The sequence below is a fragment of the Pseudomonas sp. SAR267 genome (assembly GCF_052077595.1).
GTDB classification, from domain to species: Bacteria; Pseudomonadota; Gammaproteobacteria; order Pseudomonadales; family Pseudomonadaceae; genus Aquipseudomonas; species Aquipseudomonas vlassakiae.
The window spans coordinates 1,001,375-1,016,855 of the sequence record NZ_JBQIHU010000001.1; the positions used below are offsets into that span (position 1 = coordinate 1,001,375).

Genomic DNA, 15,481 nt, shown 5'->3' on the forward strand with positions numbered 1-15,481 from the left:
TCCCGATGCGCTCTCTTACCCTCCATCTGAAAGTCCTGATCACCGTGCTGGTGTTGCTCGGCGTGGCGGTCACGGCCTATCAGATCTTCGTGCTCGGCATCCCGGTGACCGAAGACGAGACCGACGACCTGTGGAACATCGACGCCAAGGTCGAGTTCGTCGCCAGCTCCAAGGACCCGGTCAAGATCCAGATGTTCGTGCCGCCGCTGAACCGCGACTACGTCAGCCTCAACGAGAGCTTCATCTCCAACAACTATGGGGTGAGCGTCAACCGCGCCGACGGCAACCGCAAGGTGACCTGGTCAGCGCGCCGTGTCAGCGGCAACCAGACCCTGTACTACCGGCTGGTGCTGACCAAGCGCTACAGCAACGAAAAGTCCGCCATCAAAGGCCCGACCTTCCGTGACAGCCTGGCCATCGAAGGCCCGGAGAAAATCGCCGCCGAAGCCCTGATGGCCCCTATCCGCCAGCACTCGGCCGACGTCGAGACCTTTGTCAGCGAGACCATCAAACGGGTCAACAACCTCAACGACGACAACGTCAAGCTGCTGCTGGCCGGTGATACCTCGCCGATGAAGAAGGCCCAGGTCATCGACCTGCTGCTGTCGATCGCCCATGTGCCGATGGAAAAGGTCCACACCATCCGGCTGGTTGCCGACACGCCCCAGACCCCGGAGCTGTGGTTGCGCAGCTTCAATGGCAACGACTGGCTGTACTTCAACCCGGACACCGGCGAACAGGGCCTGCCGGCCGACCGCCTGCTGTGGTGGACCGGAGATGACAACCTGATTACCGTCGATGGCGGCAAGAAAGCCAACGTCACCTTCAGCATGAACAACAGCGAGATGAACGCCATCCGCCTGGCCAAGCTGACTGACGAGAACACCGACGCCGACTTCCTCGAATACTCGCTGTACGGCTTGCCGCTGCAGACCCAGCAGACCTTCATGATCATGGTCATGATCCCGATCGGCGTGCTGGTGATCCTGATCCTGCGCAACCTGATCGGCATCCAGACGCTGGGTACCTTTACCCCGGTGCTGATCGCCCTGGCCTTCCGCGAGACCCAGCTGGGCTTCGGCATCATGCTGTTCACGGTGATCACCGCCCTGGGCCTGTCGCTACGTTCGTACCTGGAACACCTGAAGCTGCAGATGCTGCCGCGCCTGTCGGTGGTGCTGACCTTTGTCGTGGTATTGATCGCCGCCATCAGCCTGTTCAGCCACAAGCTGGGCCTGGAGCGCGGCCTGTCGGTGGCGCTGTTCCCGATGGTGATCCTGACCATGACCATCGAGCGCCTGTCGATCACCTGGGAAGAACGCGGCGGTGGCCATGCCATGAAAGTGGCGATCGGAACCCTGTTCGCTGCCTCCCTGGCGCACTTGCTGATGATGGTGCCGGAGCTGGTGTACTTCGTCTTCACCTTCCCGGCCGTGCTGTTGATCCTGGTGGGCTTCATGCTGGCGATGGGTCGCTACCGCGGCTACCGGCTGACCGAGCTGGTGCGTTTCAAGGCATTCCTGAAGAAGGCTGACGCCTAATGTTTGGCCTGATCAAGACATGGAAAGCCCTGGAGGCCCGGGGCATCATGGGGATCAACCGGCGCAACGCGGACTACGTGCTGAAGTACAACAAGCGGCACTTGTACCCGATCGTCGACGACAAGATCATCACCAAGGAGCGTGCGCTCGCTGCCGGCATCCATGTGCCGGAGATGTACGGCATCATCGAGACCGAGAAGCAGATCGAAAAGCTTCACGAGATCATCGGCGGGCGCAACGACTTCGTCATCAAGCCAGCGCAAGGCGCTGGCGGTGACGGCATCCTGGTGATCGCCGACCGCTTCGAGGACCGCTACCGCACGGTGTCGGGCAAGATCATCAGCCACGAGGAAATCGAGCACCAGGTGTCGAGCATCCTCACCGGGCTGTACTCGCTTGGCGGCCACCGAGACCGGGCGCTGATCGAGTATCGGGTGACCCCCGACCAGATCTTCAAGAGCATCAGCTACGAGGGTGTGCCAGACATCCGCATCATCGTGCTGATGGGCTACCCGGTGATGGCCATGCTGCGACTGCCGACTCGTCAGTCCGGTGGCAAGGCCAACCTGCACCAGGGCGCCATCGGCGTGGGTGTCGACCTGGCTACCGGCGTGACCCTGCGCGGCACCTGGCTGAACAACATCATCAGCAAGCACCCGGACACCACCAACGCGGTGGACGGCGTACAGCTGCCGAACTGGGACGGCTTCATGAAACTGGCCGCCGGCTGTTATGAGCTGTGCGGGCTGGGCTATATCGGCGTGGACATGGTGCTGGACCAGGACAAGGGGCCGCTGATTCTCGAACTCAACGCCCGCCCCGGCCTGAACATCCAGATCGCCAACGATACCGGGCTGACTCAGCGCACCCATGCCATCGAAGCGCACATCGAAGCGCTGGCCAAGGACGGGATTACCGAAGACGCCGAGCAACGTGTGCGGGTGACCCAGAATCTGTTCGGGCACGTGCATCCGCGTTAACCTTCAAGGGCCTTATCGCCGGCAAACCGGCTCTCACAGGCAAAGCACTGCTCCCAAGGCCTTCGCTGTGCCTGTGGGAGCGGGTTTACCCGCGAACACCGGCGAAGCCGGTGCCATACACCGCGCCGCTTTCTTCGCGGGTAAACCCGCCCCCACAGGGCTAGGCGCATTTCCTGCACAGGTCTACAATCGCCCTCCTCGCTTTTACATCGCCGTCCACACTGATGCCGACCTGTACGCTTCACCCCCTGCCCTATCAGCCCGACCCCGCTGCCTATTTCGCCCGCCTGCGCCAGGCCCCCGGCGCGATCCTGCTCGACAGCGCCCGCCCCGGTGCCGAACGCGGCCGCTTCGACCTGCTCAGCGCCTGGCCCGTGCAACACCTGCAGGCCCAGCCCGACGAGGATGGCCGCGCCTTCCTCGAACGCCTGCGTGCCAGCCTGGCACAACTGGGTGAAGCACAGCTGCCCGCCGGCATCGAACTGCCCTTCGTCGGCGGCCTGATCGGCTACCTGAGCTATGACTTCGGCCGCCGCCTGGAGCAGCTGCCCTGCCTTGCGAGCGACGACCTGGCATTGCCCGAGGCACAACTGGGCCTGTACGCCTGGGCACTGCTGACCGACCACCAGCTTGGCACCAGCCAACTGGTGTTCCACCCGAGCCTGGCGCCTGAAGAGCGGGCTCGCCTGACGGCACTGTTCGAGGCTGTCGACACTTCGATGTGCGGCGATTTCCAACTGCTTGCCCCAATGCGGGGCGACTTGCAGCCCGAACAGTACCAGGCCGCCTTCGACCAGGTGCAGCGCTACATCCAGGCAGGCGACTGCTACCAGATCAACCTCACCCAGCGCTTCCGCGCCCCTTGCCAGGGTGACCCGTGGCAAGCCTACCAGGCCCTGCGCAAAGCCTGCCCGACGCCATTTTCCGGTTACCAACAACTGGCTGATGGCAGTGCCCTGCTGAGCTTCTCCCCGGAACGCTTCATCCGCGTCAGCCAAGGCCAGGTGGAAACCCGCCCGATCAAGGGCACCCGCCCGCGCTCGGCCGACCCCGCCGAGGACGCCAGCAATGCCGAGGAGCTGCGCCACAGCGCCAAGGACCGTTCGGAAAACCTGATGATCGTCGACTTGCTGCGCAACGACCTGGGCCGCACGTGCGAAATCGGCTCGGTGAAGGTGCCGGAGCTGTTCAGCCTGGAAAGCTACCCCAACGTTCATCACCTGGTCAGTAGCGTCACCGGCCGGCTGGCCCGCGACAAGGACGCCCTGGACCTGATCGGCGACAGCTTCCCGGGTGGTTCGATCACCGGCGCACCGAAAATCCGCGCCATGCAGATCATCGACGAGCTGGAACCGACACGCCGCGCACTGTACTGCGGCTCGCTGCTGTACATGGACGTGCGCGGCGAGATGGACAGCTCCATCGCCATTCGCAGCTTGCTGGTCAAGGATGGCCAGGTCAGTTGCTGGGGCGGCGGCGCAGTGGTAGCCGACTCGAACTGGCAGGCCGAATACGAGGAATCGATTGCCAAGGTGCGGGTACTGATGGAAACGCTGCAGAGCCTTTGAGGCTCTCGCCAGGCGTCTGCCCGGCCATTTTTTGTTACCATCACTTCATTACGAGCGCACAGCGCCACAGCCAAGATGGAAACCGCCTGATGAGCCAACCCTTCGACGTCGCCGCCCTGGCCGCGACCTATGCCAACAAGTCCCCGCAGGACATCCTCAAGCTCGCCTTCGAGCACTTTGGCGATGACCTGTGGATCTCCTTCAGCGGCGCCGAGGATGTGGTGCTGGTCGACATGGCCTGGAAGCTGAACAAGCAGGTCAAGGTGTTCAGCCTCGATACCGGCCGCCTGCATCCGGAGACCTACCGCTTCATCGACCAGGTGCGCGAGCATTACAACCTGCCGATCGAAATCCTCAGCCCGGATCGCGCCAGGCTCGACCCGTTCGTCAAGGAAAAAGGCCTGTTCAGCTTCTACAAGGATGGCCACGGCGAATGCTGTGGCATCCGCAAGATCGAACCGCTGCGGCGCAAACTTGCCACCGTCAGCGCCTGGGCCACCGGTCAGCGCCGTGACCAGAGCCCGGGTACCCGCAGCCAGGTGGCAGCACTGGAAATCGACGGCGCCTTCTCCACGCCTGAACGTCCCCTCTACAAGTTCAACCCACTGGCGCAGATGACCAGCGAGGAAGTGTGGGGTTACATCCGCATGCTTGAATTGCCGTACAACAGCCTGCATGAGCGCGGCTTCATCAGCATCGGTTGCGAGCCGTGTACGCGCCCGGTGCTGCCAAACCAGCACGAGCGCGAAGGCCGCTGGTGGTGGGAAGAGTCGACCCAGAAGGAATGCGGGCTGCATGCCGGCAACCTGATCAGCAAGGCCTGATTCACAGGTAAAGAAAAACCGGCCATTGGGCCGGTTTTTTCATCCCTGGCGCACTCAGTGCACCGGCAGTTCGACGCCGTCGAACAGCTCTTCGAGTTCCTGCTTGTTGTGGCACTGGATGGCCTTGGCCATCACTTCACGGGTCAGGTGCGGCGCGAACTTCTCGATGAAGTCGCACATGAAGCCGCGCAGGAAGGTGCCACGACGGAAGCCGATCTTAGTGATGCTGGCTTCGAACAGCTCGCTGGCATCCAATGCCACCAGGTCGCTGTCGAGCTTGGTGTCGACCGCCATTTTGGCCACGATGCCCACGCCCAGCCCAAGGCGCACATAAGTCTTGATCACGTCGGCGTCAGCCGCAGTGAACACCACCTTCGGCGTCAGGCCACGGTGATTGAAGGCTTCGTCCAGCTTCGAACGGCCGGTGAAACCGAATACATAGGTGACGATCGGGTATTCGGCAACCGCCTCCAGGGTCAGCTTCGGCAGCTTGGTCAGCGGGTGACCTTGCGGTACGACCACGCAACGGTTCCACTTGTAGCACGGCATCATGATCAGGTCGCCGAACAACTCCAGCGCCTCGGTGGCAATGGCGAAATCGACGGTGCCGTCGGCGGCCATTTCCGCGATCTGCATCGGTGAGCCCTGGTGCATGTGCAGGGCGACTTCCGGGTACTGCTTGATGAAGCTGCTGATCACCGGCGGCAGCGCATAGCGGGCCTGGGTGTGGGTGGTCGCGATGGACAGAGTGCCCTTCTTCTCGTTGGAGAATTCCTGGGCGATCTGCTTGATGCTCTCGACCTTGCGCAAGATCTCACCAGCGGTGTTGATGATGCGCTCACCGGCCGGTGTCACCCGGGTCAGGTGCTTGCCGCTGCGGGCAAAGACTTCAACACCCAGTTCGTCCTCGAGCAGGCGGATCTGCTTGCTGATGCCCGGCTGCGAGGTATACAGGCTCTGCGCCGTCGCGGAGACGTTGAGGTCATGGTGCGCCACTTCCCAGATGTAGCGCAGTTGTTGAAGCTTCATAGGTTTCCCTCGAATCGGCGGTAAGTCAGCGGCAGCAGGCAGCGACGAGATATAACTATATTAGTGGTTCTCGAAATAAAACTAGAACTATTTTGTTACACGCGCCTCCGAAACAGACTACAGCCAGCTTCACGATTTCCTACGCCCTAAGTGCTGCGAGAGCGGCACCATGTACACCGGCACCGGCGACAGTTGCAGCAGACGCACCGCCGTCCGCCCAATCGGCACATCCACCCCGGCACCGGCACTGTGGCTGCCGAAGATCAACAGGTCGACACTCAGCCGCTGCGCCTGGTCGAGGATGACCTGTGCCGGGTCACCCTGACGCACCCGCACTGCCCTGATCAGCGCCAAGTCAGCGTCCTCGCCCAATTCGTCACGAAAGTTCTCCAACACCCGCTGTTCGATATTGGCCATCACCGTGTTGACGCCTTCACTGTGCAATGCATCCAGCGTCTGCTCATCGAGGTAACTCTGCAGCAGCGACTCAGCGAACTGGCCCATGGGCTCCACCGCGTGAATCACATAGAGTTCTGCGTTGAAGGCCCGAGCCAGGGTCAGGGCGTGCTGCATGACAAAAGGTGCGTAGACACCGAGGTCGGTGGCGTACAGCATGGAGCGGATCATTCGACCTCCTCGACTGCCGTGACGGCAGAGCAAGCTTCAGCTTAGCAGTGCACCGGACCCGCGCTCTGCCGTCCGGCGCACTGCCGATGCGGCCTGCAGAGCATCAGCCAGCTCGGTTGGCGCGGTCGATGAAGGCCAGGGCCTGATACAACATTTGCATCCGCGGCAGACTGCAGCCGGCCGCCCCTGCACGGGCAATCGGCTCGGCATAGATCGCCTGCAGTTCCAGCGGGCGTTGCTGGGCATGGTCGTGGTACATGCTCGGCCAGTAATCAGGCATCTGCTCGGTCATGCGGAACAGTTGCTCAGCATAGCCCGCCGGCAGTTCATACCCGCACGCGGCAGCGCCTTGCACCACTTCAGCCATCAGCGCCTGGATCAGGTCGCGACTCTCGTCAGCGGCCATCAGCGGCGCGGTGCTGGCCCCCAACAAAACCGAAAGGCCGTTGTACGGCACGTTCCATACCAGTTTCTGCCAGCGCGCCTGAGCCAGGTTGGCCATCGGCTGGGATTCGACGCCCGCCGCGCGGAACAGCGCGGCGCCCGCCGCCACGATCGCCGCACCGCCATCTTCGGCCGGCCCACTGTGGTAACCGAGGTTGACCGCACCCAGCGCCTGGTGGCGGATCACCCCCGGGGCCTGGCGGTTGACGCAGATGAAACACAAGCCGCCGAGCAGGTGCAGGTTAGCCGGCAAGGCCACCCTCAACTGCTCTTCCACGCCCAGGCCATTCTGCAACAGCACCACCTTGGCATCGGCTGTGGCGGCCTGGATGATCAGCGGTGCGAGCTCGACATTGCTGGTTGACTTGGCACCCACCAGCAGCCAGTCGCAGGGCGGCATGTCGGCAGCACTGGTGTAGGCGCTGACCGGCATCTGCACCACGCCATGCACGGCATGCTCCAGGGTCAAGCCCTGTTCGCGGACCACGTCATATTCGCTGCGCAGCAGAAAATGCACATCGAAACCAGCGCGCGCCAGCATCAGCCCATAGAAGCCACCGATAGCACCGCTGCCAATGATGCCGATGCGTGGTTTGCGAGAAGCCATGGAAATCTCCTGAGTAGGTTGGTTCGCTTTTTTACACCCATCTGGGCCTTTCGAGGACACACAAGTGTCAACACGTACCAAATCCCATTGTCGCGCCCCCTGTAACGCGCTAAGGTTCGGCTCCCCGCTGCGAACATTATTGCTGCTGGGCCGCACGGGGATTGCTGGCGGCCGGCACCCGTGACCTGACGAGTAACACGATGGCTGATTTACCGATCGACGACCTTAACGTTGCCTCCAACGAGACCTTGATCACCCCCGATCAGCTCAAGAAGGAGATCCCCCTCAGCGCCAAGGCCCTGCAGACTGTGACTGCCGGCCGCGAAGTTGTGCGCAATATCCTCGACGGCAAGGACCATCGCCTGTTCGTGGTAGTCGGCCCATGCTCCATCCATGACATCAAGGCCGCTCACGAATATGCCGAGCGCCTGAAGGTGCTGGCCGAGGAAGTGTCCGACACGCTGTACCTGGTCATGCGCGTGTACTTTGAAAAGCCACGCACCACCGTTGGCTGGAAAGGCCTGATCAACGATCCATACCTGGATGACTCGTTCAAGATCCAGGACGGCCTGCACATTGGCCGCCAGTTGCTGCTGGACTTGGCCGAAATGGGCCTGCCGACCGCTACCGAAGCGCTCGACCCGATCTCGCCGCAGTACCTGCAGGACCTGATCAGCTGGTCGGCCATCGGCGCCCGCACCACCGAATCGCAAACCCACCGCGAGATGGCCTCGGGCCTGTCATCGGCGGTCGGCTTCAAGAACGGCACCGATGGCGGTTTGACCGTGGCCATCAACGCTCTGCAGTCGGTGTCCAAACCGCACCGCTTCCTCGGTATCAACCAGGAAGGTGGCGTATCGATCGTGACCACCAAGGGCAACCCTTATGGCCACGTGGTGCTGCGTGGCGGCAATGGCAAGCCCAACTACGATTCGGTCAGTGTCGCCCTGTGCGAACAGGACCTGGCCAAGGCCAGGATCAAGGCCAACATCATGGTCGACTGCAGCCACGCCAACTCCAACAAGGACCCGGCCCTGCAGCCACTGGTCATGGAGAACGTCGCCAACCAGATCCTCGAAGGCAACCAGTCGATCATCGGCCTGATGGTCGAGAGCCACCTGAACTGGGGCTGCCAGTCGATCCCGAAAAACCTCGACGAACTGCAGTACGGTGTGTCGATCACCGATGCCTGCATCGACTGGTCGACTACTGAAAAAACCCTGCGCAGCATGCACGCCAAGCTCAAGGACGTGCTGCCACAACGCAAGCGCGGTTGAGTCAAGCGCGATGAAAAACGCCGGGCATTGCCCGGCGTTTTTGTAACAGCTGTCGCTTGCCCGTTCAGGCCTTGCTCGAATGGCGCTGCTGGCGCTCCATGTAGCGCTCCACATACGAGCAGGAAGGAATCACCGTGTAGCCCATCTGGTCTGCATACTCGAGGGCTTTCTCGGTCAACGCTGCTGCGATCCCGCGGCCACGCAGAGCGTTGGGAACAAAAGTGCGATAGATGTCCAGTGTCTGCTTGCCCAGGTCCATGTAGGTCAGGTAGGCACGATGACCGTCCACGTTGGTTTCGAACTGATGACCGGCCTGGTCATGGTGGATGGTCAGCGCTTCACTCATCACTACTCCTCGCAGGCCTTTCTGGCAGACCCTTACCTTAACCGTGTGGTTTATCCGGCGGAGGAACCTCAACGCCACCTCATGCCCCTTGGACCATCCGCCGACAGCAATTGTTCGACCGGGTCGGGCACTCACAAATAGTAGGCGCCGCAAGCGGGATTGCTCAAGGTGGTCAGCGTTAAAAAGTAGCAGCAGGCCACGCCTGGAGCTTGCACACCCTGCAACAGCAATCACGCCCTGAACAGCAACCGGATGTTGTTGTGCTTAAGACGCTGAGAGACAGTTAAAGTCACCGCTAGTTCAGCAAAAAAGTTCCTGCAGCACAATCGCTTGCACCGGCTGTACGGTTTTTTCACAAAACCCCGGCAAATCTTGTCGGCGTGACCCATAGCAACATTTTTTTTGCAGTTCTTGCGCTCTGTCAGTTTACTTACTACAAGTAATGGGTACTATGTACGCCGGCCAGTTTCTCTTTTCCGAGAGATGGCTATTTAATAGAAAGTCCTTGAAGGGGAACACGATGAACAACGTTCTGAAATTCTCTGCTCTGGCTCTGGCCGCAGTTCTGGCTACCGGTTGCAGCAGCGTATCCAAAGAAACCGAAGCTCGTCTGACTGCGACTGAAGACGCAGCAGCTCGCGCTCAGGCTCGTGCTGACGAAGCCTACCGTAAGGCTGACGACGCACTGGCAGCCGCTCAGAAGGCTCAGCAGACTGCTGACGAAGCCAACGAGCGCGCTCTGCGTATGCTGGACAAAGCCAGCCGCAAGTAATAATCCTCACGGATTGTTATGGAGCCGACCCACTTGTGGGTCGGCTTTTTTATTGCCCGAAGGAAAGGCCTCCAGCGCAAACCAAAAGGCCCGCATCAGGCTGTAAACCCGAGCGGGCCCGAAGGTGTTACAAAAGCGTTACTGCAGTTCGGGTGGGATGCTCGACACCATCGGTGCGGCGCCCTGGTTATTGACCGGTACGGCAATTTCCACCGGCATGCCGTCTTCTGCGGCCACCACGTCACGTACCATGTCCCAGTTCATGCGCAGGTTGTTGGCCAGGTCTTCACGCTTGAGCAAGGCATTGATGACTGCCGTGTGCTTGTCGACCACGGACGGGTTTCCGTGATCGTCCAGCGGCGTATGGGCCTCGAGATAAACCTTGCCGCCACTGATACCGAACTTGTAAGGCTCGTTGATGATGCGCACCGGCGTGCCCACCGGGACCATCTTCGACAGTTCCAGCACGTTGTTGTTGAGCATGCGGAAGCAGCCATGGCTGGTGCGCATGCCGATACCGAACTTCTTGTTCGAACCATGGATGAGGTAGCCCGGCACACCCAGGGTGAACTTGAACGGCCCCAGCGGGTTGTCAGGGCCGGCCGGCACCACGGTCGGCAGGATGTCACCGTCTGCGGCGTGCTCGGCACGGATCGACGCGGGAGGCGTCCAGGTCGGGTTCGGCGTCTTCGCGGTGATCTTGGTCATGGCCACCGGGGAACCCCAGCCTTCGCGCCCGATGCCCAGCGGGAAGGTATGCACCACGTTCTGCCCTTTCGGGTAGTAGTACATACGGTACTCGGCCAGGTTGATTACGATGCCTTCACGCGGGCCCGGCGGCAGGATATAGCGGGTCGGCAGGATGATTTCGGTACCAGCGCCCGGCAGCCACGGGTCGACACCCGGGTTGGCAGCGATCATTTCCAGGTAGCCGAGGTCGTTGGCAGTGCCGATGTCGGCAAAGGTGTCTTCGTACTTGGCCTTGATCGTCTGGACCTGGCCAACGACGTCTTCACCGGGTGGTGGCAGTGGCAGTTCCAGCGCAGCAGCGGGGCCCGCTACCAGCAGGGCGGCCAGGGACAGGCAACGGGTGACGGCGGGAAAGCGCGGCAACATCCGGTAAATCCTTCGAAAGGTAGTCAAGAAGCACGATTGTACACCCGCCTCGCTGCAAGCGGGAGGCATTGGCGTCTTACGTGCGTTTCAGATGATGAAAGGTGCGCGCAATTTCGTACCTGCCATTCACCTCAGAGTTCGGGCCAGACCGGCCGCATGCCGCGGCGCTGGGCATCGAGGATCGCCCGGCAGAGGTCGCACAGGCGTCCGTCACGGTAAATGCTGCGCGATACACCGGACCAGCGCGGTTGCGCCGGCAGCAGGCCACCGCACAAGGTGCGGTCGACCGGCACGCCGAGTTCGAGCTGACGGGCCACGAGGTGGACGCGGATTTCCTGGCAAGCGAACAGGTCGAGCTGCTCATCAGGCTCGATCAGTTGATAGGCAAACAAGGACCAGGCAGGGCGCGGCATCGGGGGCTCTCGAAACGGGGGGCGCAACATTAGCCGAAAGCCGGCCCCGTTTAAAGCGTCACAGCAAGGGTTTTATCTTGGGCCAGGCATTTTCCAGCAACCGCTGCTGGGCAGCCTGTGCCGGATGGATGCCGTCGGCCTGCATCATTCCCGGCACACCGCCAACCCCTTCGAGGAAGAACGGCACAAGCGCCACCTGCTTTTCCGTCGCCAGCTGTTCATAGACGTTGGCGAAGGCCGTGGTATAGCGCACGCCATAGTTCGGTGGCAGGCGCATGCCCAGCAGCAGCACCTTGGCCCCCGCCTGGCGGGCACTCTCGATCATCGAGGCAAGATTTTGTTGCAATTGCTGCGGAGGCTGACCGCGCAGGCCATCATTACCTCCCAATTCCAGCACCACCAGGCTCGGCTTATGCGCTGCAAGCAGCGCCGGCAGCCGGGCCTGGCCGCCTGCACTGGTGTCGCCACTGATCGACGCGTTGACCACCTGATCGTCGAAACCTTCGTCCTTGAGCCGGGTCTGCAACAAAGAGACCCAACCCTGGCGGGTATCCAGGCCAAAACCGGCGCTGATACTATCGCCGACGACCAGCAATGTTCCCGCCGCCGCGCTCTGGGCCAGGCAATACAGGGCCAGACCGGCACTCAACCACCACATTCGCATCGGATTCTCCATGGGCCCCAGCATTCTCGTTGCGCAGAACCTTAGCAAAGTGGTCCCCAGCGCGGAAGGTGACCTGACCATCCTCCACGCTCTTTCCCTCGACCTCGCCCAGGGCGACAGCCTGGCCATCGTCGGTGCCTCCGGCTCGGGCAAGTCGACCCTGCTCGGGTTGCTCGCCGGCCTCGATCGTCCCAGCGCCGGCCAGGTCATTCTCGCCGGGCACGACCTCGGCCCGCTGGACGAAGACCAACGCGCCAGGGTACGCGCCGAGCATGTCGGTTTCGTCTTTCAATCGTTCCAGCTGCTCGACAGCCTCAATGCCCTGGAGAACGTGATGTTGCCGCTGGAGCTGGACGGTCGGCGCGACGCCCGCGAGCATGCCCGCACCCTGCTGGAGCGGGTCGGCCTGGGCAAGCGCCTGGCCCACACCCCACGCCAGCTTTCCGGTGGCGAGCAACAGCGTGTCGCCATCGCTCGCGCCTTCGCCGCACAACCGGCAGTGCTGTTCGCCGACGAACCTACCGGCAACCTCGACAGCCACACCGGCGAGCGCATCAGCGACCTGCTGTTCGAGCTGAACAAGGAGCGCGGCACCACCCTGGTGCTGGTCACCCATGACGAGCGCCTGGCCCGGCGCTGCCGCCGCCAGATCCGCCTGGACGCAGGCCGCCTGGTGGCGCAGGTGGAGGCCTGATGAAGCACATGCCACTGTCTCGCCTGTGCGGCCTGGCCCTGCGCCAGCTGCTGCGCGACATCCGCGCCAGCGAAGTGCGGGTGCTGTTCTTTGCCTTGCTGGTGGCCGTCGCCGCCAGTACCGCCATCGGTTATTTCGGCGCCCGCCTGAATGGCGCGATGCAACTGCGCGCCAGCGAATTCCTCGGCGCCGACCTGGTACTGCAAGGCAGCACGGCTGCCCGGGAAGAACAGCTCAGCGCTGGCCAGGCGCTGGGCCTGCGGCATGCCCAGGTCGTCGAATTCACCAGCGTGGTGGGCGGCGATGCCGGCATCCAGCTTTCCAGCATCAAGGCGGTCGATGGCGCCTACCCGTTGCGCGGGCAGGTACGCAGTGCCGCAGCCCCGTATGCCGAGGAAACCCCTGGAGGCGGCCCGGCCCCTGGAGAAGCCTGGGTCGAACCTCGCCTGCTCGCGGCGCTGGGGCTGAAAGTCGGCGACCGCATCGACGTCGGCATGAAGACCTTGCGCATGAGCCGGGTGCTGACTTACGAGCCGGACCGCGCCAACAACTTCTATAGCCTGACGCCCCGGCTGATGATGAACCTGGCCGACCTGCAAGCGACCGGGGTCGTTCAGCCCGGCAGCCGGGTCACCTACCGCGACCTCTGGCGCGGCGATGCCGAAGCCGTCGTGCAATACCACAAGAACGTGGCCAAGCACCTTGCTGCCAACCAGCGCCTGCTCGACACCCGCGATGGCAACCGCCAGATCGGTGGCGCCCTGGGCAAAGCCGAGCGCTACCTGAACATGGCTAGCCTGGTGGCCGTGCTGCTGGCAGGCGTCGCCGTGGCGCTGTCCGCCAGCCGCTACGCTGCGCGGCGCCTGGATGCCAGCGCCTTGCTGCGCTGCCTGGGGCTGTCGCGGCACCAGGCCTTGGGGCTGTATTGCCTGCAACTGGCGATGCTAGGGCTGGTCGCCGCACTGGCTGGCGCCCTGCTCGGCTGGCTGGCGCAACTGGGCCTGTTCCGCCTGCTGCATGGCCTGTTGCCCAGCGAAGTGCCGGCCGGGGGCATGCTTCCGGCACTGGCCGGCATCGCCACCGGCCTGGTCGCCCTGGCCGGTTTTGCCTTGCCGCCGCTGGCCGCGCTCGGCCAGGTGCCACCGCTGCGCGTGCTGCGCCGTGATCTGCTGCCCGTGCCACCGAGCAGCTGGCTGGTGTATGGCGCCGCCCTGCTCGCCCTGGGCCTGATCATGTGGCGCCTGAGCCTCGACCTGCTACTGACCTTCGCCCTGCTCGGCGGTGGCCTGGTCGCCGCACTGCTGCTGGGCGGGCTGCTGTTGCTCGGTTTGCAGAGCTTGCGCAAGGCACTCGCCGGCGCGCCACTGGCCTGGCGCCTGGGCCTTGGCCAGTTGCTGCGCCACCCCATGGCCGCTGCCGGGCAAGCCCTGGCATTTGGCCTGATCCTCCTGGCAATGGCAGTGGTGGCGCTGTTGCGGGCAGAACTGCTCGACAACTGGCAGGCACAACTGCCCAAGGACGCACCCAACCACTTTGCCCTGAACATCCTGCCCACCGACCGCGAACCGTTCGCCCAGCGCCTGCACGAGGTAAACGCCAGTTCGGCACCGCTATATCCGGTGACACCGGGCCGGCTGATTCAGATCAACGATCAACCGGTGCAGCAGGTCGTCAGCAAGGATTCCGCCGGCGAGCGGGCGGTACAACGCGACCTCAGCCTGACCTGGGCTGCCGACCTGCCCGTGGGCAATGTGCTGAGCGCAGGCAACTGGTGGCAAGCCTTGCCTGCCAGCGACGAAACTCCCGGTGTGTCGGTCGAGGCCGAACTGGCTGCCAGCCTGAAGCTGCAACTGGGCGACCTGCTGACGTTCGACATTGGTGGCGAGCAGCGCCAGGCGCGCGTCAGCAGCCTGCGCAGCGTGCACTGGGACAGCTTTCAGCCGAACTTCTACATGATCTTCCAGCCGGGCACCCTGCAGGGGCTGCCAACCACGTACCTGACCAGCTTCTACCTCGCCCCCGGCCATGATCTGGACGTGGTGGCGCTGTCGCGGGCGTTCCCGGCAGTGACCATCCTGCAGGTCGATGCCTTGCTCGAGCAGCTGCGCAGCATCCTCGCCCAGGTCACCCTGGCGGTCGAGTATGTGTTGCTGTTCGTGCTGGCGGCAGGGCTTGCCGTATTGTTCGCCGGGTTGCAGGCAACGTTGGACGAGCGGATTCGCCAAGGTGCCTTGCTGCGAGCACTGGGCGCCGCGCGCCCCTTGTTGGTCAAGGCGCGGCGCATCGAGTTCGGTTTGCTGGGGGCGGCCAGTGGTGCCTTGGCGGCGCTGGGGTGCGAGCTGATTACCCTGGTGCTGTATCGTTATGCGTTCGACTTGCAGTGGAGCCCGCATCCGTGGCTGCTGCTGTTGCCGCTGATCGGGGCGATGCTGGTGGGCGGGGCAGGTGTTTTAGGCACTCGACGAGCGCTGAATGCCAGCCCACTGGCGGTACTACGGGAAAGTTGATAGCGCCTGTGCTGGCCGCTTCGCGGCTAGAGCCGCTCCCACAGGTACATCACCAGTCTGAAAGTTGTGCAA

At 62.9% G+C, this 15,481-nt stretch carries 15 protein-coding genes; 8 read left to right on the forward strand and 7 right to left on the reverse strand.

The window, feature by feature from the left end; genetic code table 11:
* The first annotated feature begins 5 nt into the window (after positions 1–5).
* The 4 genes from rloB (at position 6) to ACTORR_RS05035 (ending at position 4,913) form a co-directional block, all read left to right on the forward strand.
* The gene (gene rloB, locus ACTORR_RS05020) at positions 6–1,541 is read left to right on the forward strand and encodes an osmotic stress tolerance membrane protein RloB (protein WP_186600904.1); all 1,536 of its coding nucleotides are present in this window, start codon (positions 6–8) and stop codon (positions 1,539–1,541) included.
* Positions 1,541–2,521, forward strand: a complete 981-nt coding sequence (locus ACTORR_RS05025; protein WP_054883574.1) for an alpha-L-glutamate ligase-like protein — start codon at positions 1,541–1,543, stop codon at positions 2,519–2,521. Before rloB ends, ACTORR_RS05025 begins: the two co-directional genes overlap by 1 nt.
* A 224-nt stretch (positions 2,522–2,745) precedes the next feature.
* Entirely contained in the window at positions 2,746–4,089 is a 1,344-nt protein-coding gene (gene pabB, locus ACTORR_RS05030; protein ID WP_313365181.1) for an aminodeoxychorismate synthase component I, read from the forward strand.
* An 89-nt stretch (positions 4,090–4,178) separates the two neighbouring features.
* The gene (locus ACTORR_RS05035; RefSeq protein WP_054883572.1) at positions 4,179–4,913 is read left to right on the forward strand and encodes a phosphoadenylyl-sulfate reductase; all 735 of its coding nucleotides are present in this window, start codon (positions 4,179–4,181) and stop codon (positions 4,911–4,913) included.
* 54 nt (positions 4,914–4,967) lie between these two features.
* Here ACTORR_RS05035 and cysB read toward each other — a convergent pair whose 3' ends face one another.
* The 3 genes from cysB to ACTORR_RS05050 form a co-directional block, all read right to left on the reverse strand.
* The gene (cysB, locus tag ACTORR_RS05040) at positions 4,968–5,942 is read right to left on the reverse strand and encodes an HTH-type transcriptional regulator CysB (RefSeq protein ID WP_033699078.1); all 975 of its coding nucleotides are present in this window, start codon (positions 5,940–5,942) and stop codon (positions 4,968–4,970) included.
* 129 nt (positions 5,943–6,071) lie between these two features.
* The gene (locus ACTORR_RS05045) at positions 6,072–6,569 is read right to left on the reverse strand and encodes a universal stress protein (RefSeq protein WP_054883571.1); all 498 of its coding nucleotides are present in this window, start codon (positions 6,567–6,569) and stop codon (positions 6,072–6,074) included.
* 103 nt (positions 6,570–6,672) lie between these two features.
* Positions 6,673–7,620: a putative 2-dehydropantoate 2-reductase gene (locus ACTORR_RS05050; RefSeq protein ID WP_054883570.1), complete on the reverse strand. Its 948-nt coding sequence runs from the start codon at positions 7,618–7,620 to the stop codon at positions 6,673–6,675.
* Positions 7,621–7,820: 200 nt separating this feature from the next.
* Here ACTORR_RS05050 and ACTORR_RS05055 point away from each other — a divergent pair, with 200 nt between their 5' ends.
* On the forward strand, positions 7,821–8,897 hold the full coding sequence (locus tag ACTORR_RS05055) for a 3-deoxy-7-phosphoheptulonate synthase (RefSeq protein ID WP_054883569.1): 1,077 nt from the start codon (positions 7,821–7,823) through the stop codon (positions 8,895–8,897).
* Positions 8,898–8,961: 64 nt separating this feature from the next.
* Here the strand turns inward: ACTORR_RS05055 and ACTORR_RS05060 are convergent, their stop codons facing one another.
* Positions 8,962–9,243: a GNAT family N-acetyltransferase gene (locus ACTORR_RS05060; RefSeq protein ID WP_008095521.1), complete on the reverse strand. Its 282-nt coding sequence runs from the start codon at positions 9,241–9,243 to the stop codon at positions 8,962–8,964.
* A gap of 520 nt (positions 9,244–9,763) precedes the next feature.
* Here ACTORR_RS05060 and oprI point away from each other — a divergent pair.
* A complete protein-coding gene (gene oprI, locus ACTORR_RS05065) occupies positions 9,764–10,015 on the forward strand; it encodes an outer membrane lipoprotei OprI (RefSeq protein WP_003259780.1) in 252 nt (83 codons plus the stop codon).
* 138 nt (positions 10,016–10,153) lie between these two features.
* Here the strand turns inward: oprI and ACTORR_RS05070 are convergent, their stop codons facing one another.
* From ACTORR_RS05070 to ACTORR_RS05080, 3 genes are all read right to left on the reverse strand, one after another.
* The gene (locus ACTORR_RS05070; protein WP_054883568.1) at positions 10,154–11,131 is read right to left on the reverse strand and encodes a L,D-transpeptidase family protein; all 978 of its coding nucleotides are present in this window, start codon (positions 11,129–11,131) and stop codon (positions 10,154–10,156) included.
* Between the two features lie 131 nt (positions 11,132–11,262).
* Positions 11,263–11,544, reverse strand: a complete 282-nt coding sequence (locus tag ACTORR_RS05075; protein ID WP_054883567.1) for a hypothetical protein — start codon at positions 11,542–11,544, stop codon at positions 11,263–11,265.
* A gap of 58 nt (positions 11,545–11,602) precedes the next feature.
* Positions 11,603–12,208, reverse strand: coding sequence for an arylesterase (locus tag ACTORR_RS05080; RefSeq protein WP_054883566.1), 606 nt, complete (start codon positions 12,206–12,208; stop codon positions 11,603–11,605).
* A 10-nt stretch (positions 12,209–12,218) separates the two neighbouring features.
* Between ACTORR_RS05080 and ACTORR_RS05085 the strand changes: the two genes are divergently transcribed.
* Positions 12,219–12,902, forward strand: coding sequence for an ABC transporter ATP-binding protein (locus ACTORR_RS05085; RefSeq protein WP_054883565.1), 684 nt, complete (start codon positions 12,219–12,221; stop codon positions 12,900–12,902).
* Positions 12,902–15,409: an ABC transporter permease gene (locus ACTORR_RS05090; RefSeq protein WP_099815318.1), complete on the forward strand. Its 2,508-nt coding sequence runs from the start codon at positions 12,902–12,904 to the stop codon at positions 15,407–15,409. Before ACTORR_RS05085 ends, ACTORR_RS05090 begins: the two co-directional genes overlap by 1 nt.
* Positions 15,410–15,481: the final 72 nt, after the last annotated feature.

Excerpts from the sequence above, each read along its gene's own strand:
- rloB (WP_186600904.1), top strand. The coding sequence starts at position 6 with ATGCGCTCTCTTACCCTCCATCTGAAAGTCCTGATCACCGTGCTGGTG.
- ACTORR_RS05025 (WP_054883574.1), top strand. The coding sequence starts at position 1,541 with ATGTTTGGCCTGATCAAGACATGGAAAGCCCTGGAGGCCCGGGGCATC.
- pabB (WP_313365181.1), top strand. The coding sequence starts at position 2,746 with ATGCCGACCTGTACGCTTCACCCCCTGCCCTATCAGCCCGACCCCGCT.
- ACTORR_RS05035 (WP_054883572.1), top strand. The coding sequence starts at position 4,179 with ATGAGCCAACCCTTCGACGTCGCCGCCCTGGCCGCGACCTATGCCAAC.
- cysB (WP_033699078.1), bottom strand. The coding sequence starts at position 5,942 with ATGAAGCTTCAACAACTGCGCTACATCTGGGAAGTGGCGCACCATGAC.
- ACTORR_RS05045 (WP_054883571.1), bottom strand. The coding sequence starts at position 6,569 with ATGATCCGCTCCATGCTGTACGCCACCGACCTCGGTGTCTACGCACCT.
- ACTORR_RS05050 (WP_054883570.1), bottom strand. The coding sequence starts at position 7,620 with ATGGCTTCTCGCAAACCACGCATCGGCATCATTGGCAGCGGTGCTATC.
- ACTORR_RS05055 (WP_054883569.1), top strand. The coding sequence starts at position 7,821 with ATGGCTGATTTACCGATCGACGACCTTAACGTTGCCTCCAACGAGACC.
- ACTORR_RS05060 (WP_008095521.1), bottom strand. The coding sequence starts at position 9,243 with ATGAGTGAAGCGCTGACCATCCACCATGACCAGGCCGGTCATCAGTTC.
- oprI (WP_003259780.1), top strand. The coding sequence starts at position 9,764 with ATGAACAACGTTCTGAAATTCTCTGCTCTGGCTCTGGCCGCAGTTCTG.
- ACTORR_RS05070 (WP_054883568.1), bottom strand. The coding sequence starts at position 11,131 with ATGTTGCCGCGCTTTCCCGCCGTCACCCGTTGCCTGTCCCTGGCCGCC.
- ACTORR_RS05075 (WP_054883567.1), bottom strand. The coding sequence starts at position 11,544 with ATGCCGCGCCCTGCCTGGTCCTTGTTTGCCTATCAACTGATCGAGCCT.
- ACTORR_RS05080 (WP_054883566.1), bottom strand. The coding sequence starts at position 12,208 with ATGCGAATGTGGTGGTTGAGTGCCGGTCTGGCCCTGTATTGCCTGGCC.
- ACTORR_RS05085 (WP_054883565.1), top strand. The coding sequence starts at position 12,219 with ATGGGCCCCAGCATTCTCGTTGCGCAGAACCTTAGCAAAGTGGTCCCC.
- ACTORR_RS05090 (WP_099815318.1), top strand. The coding sequence starts at position 12,902 with ATGAAGCACATGCCACTGTCTCGCCTGTGCGGCCTGGCCCTGCGCCAG.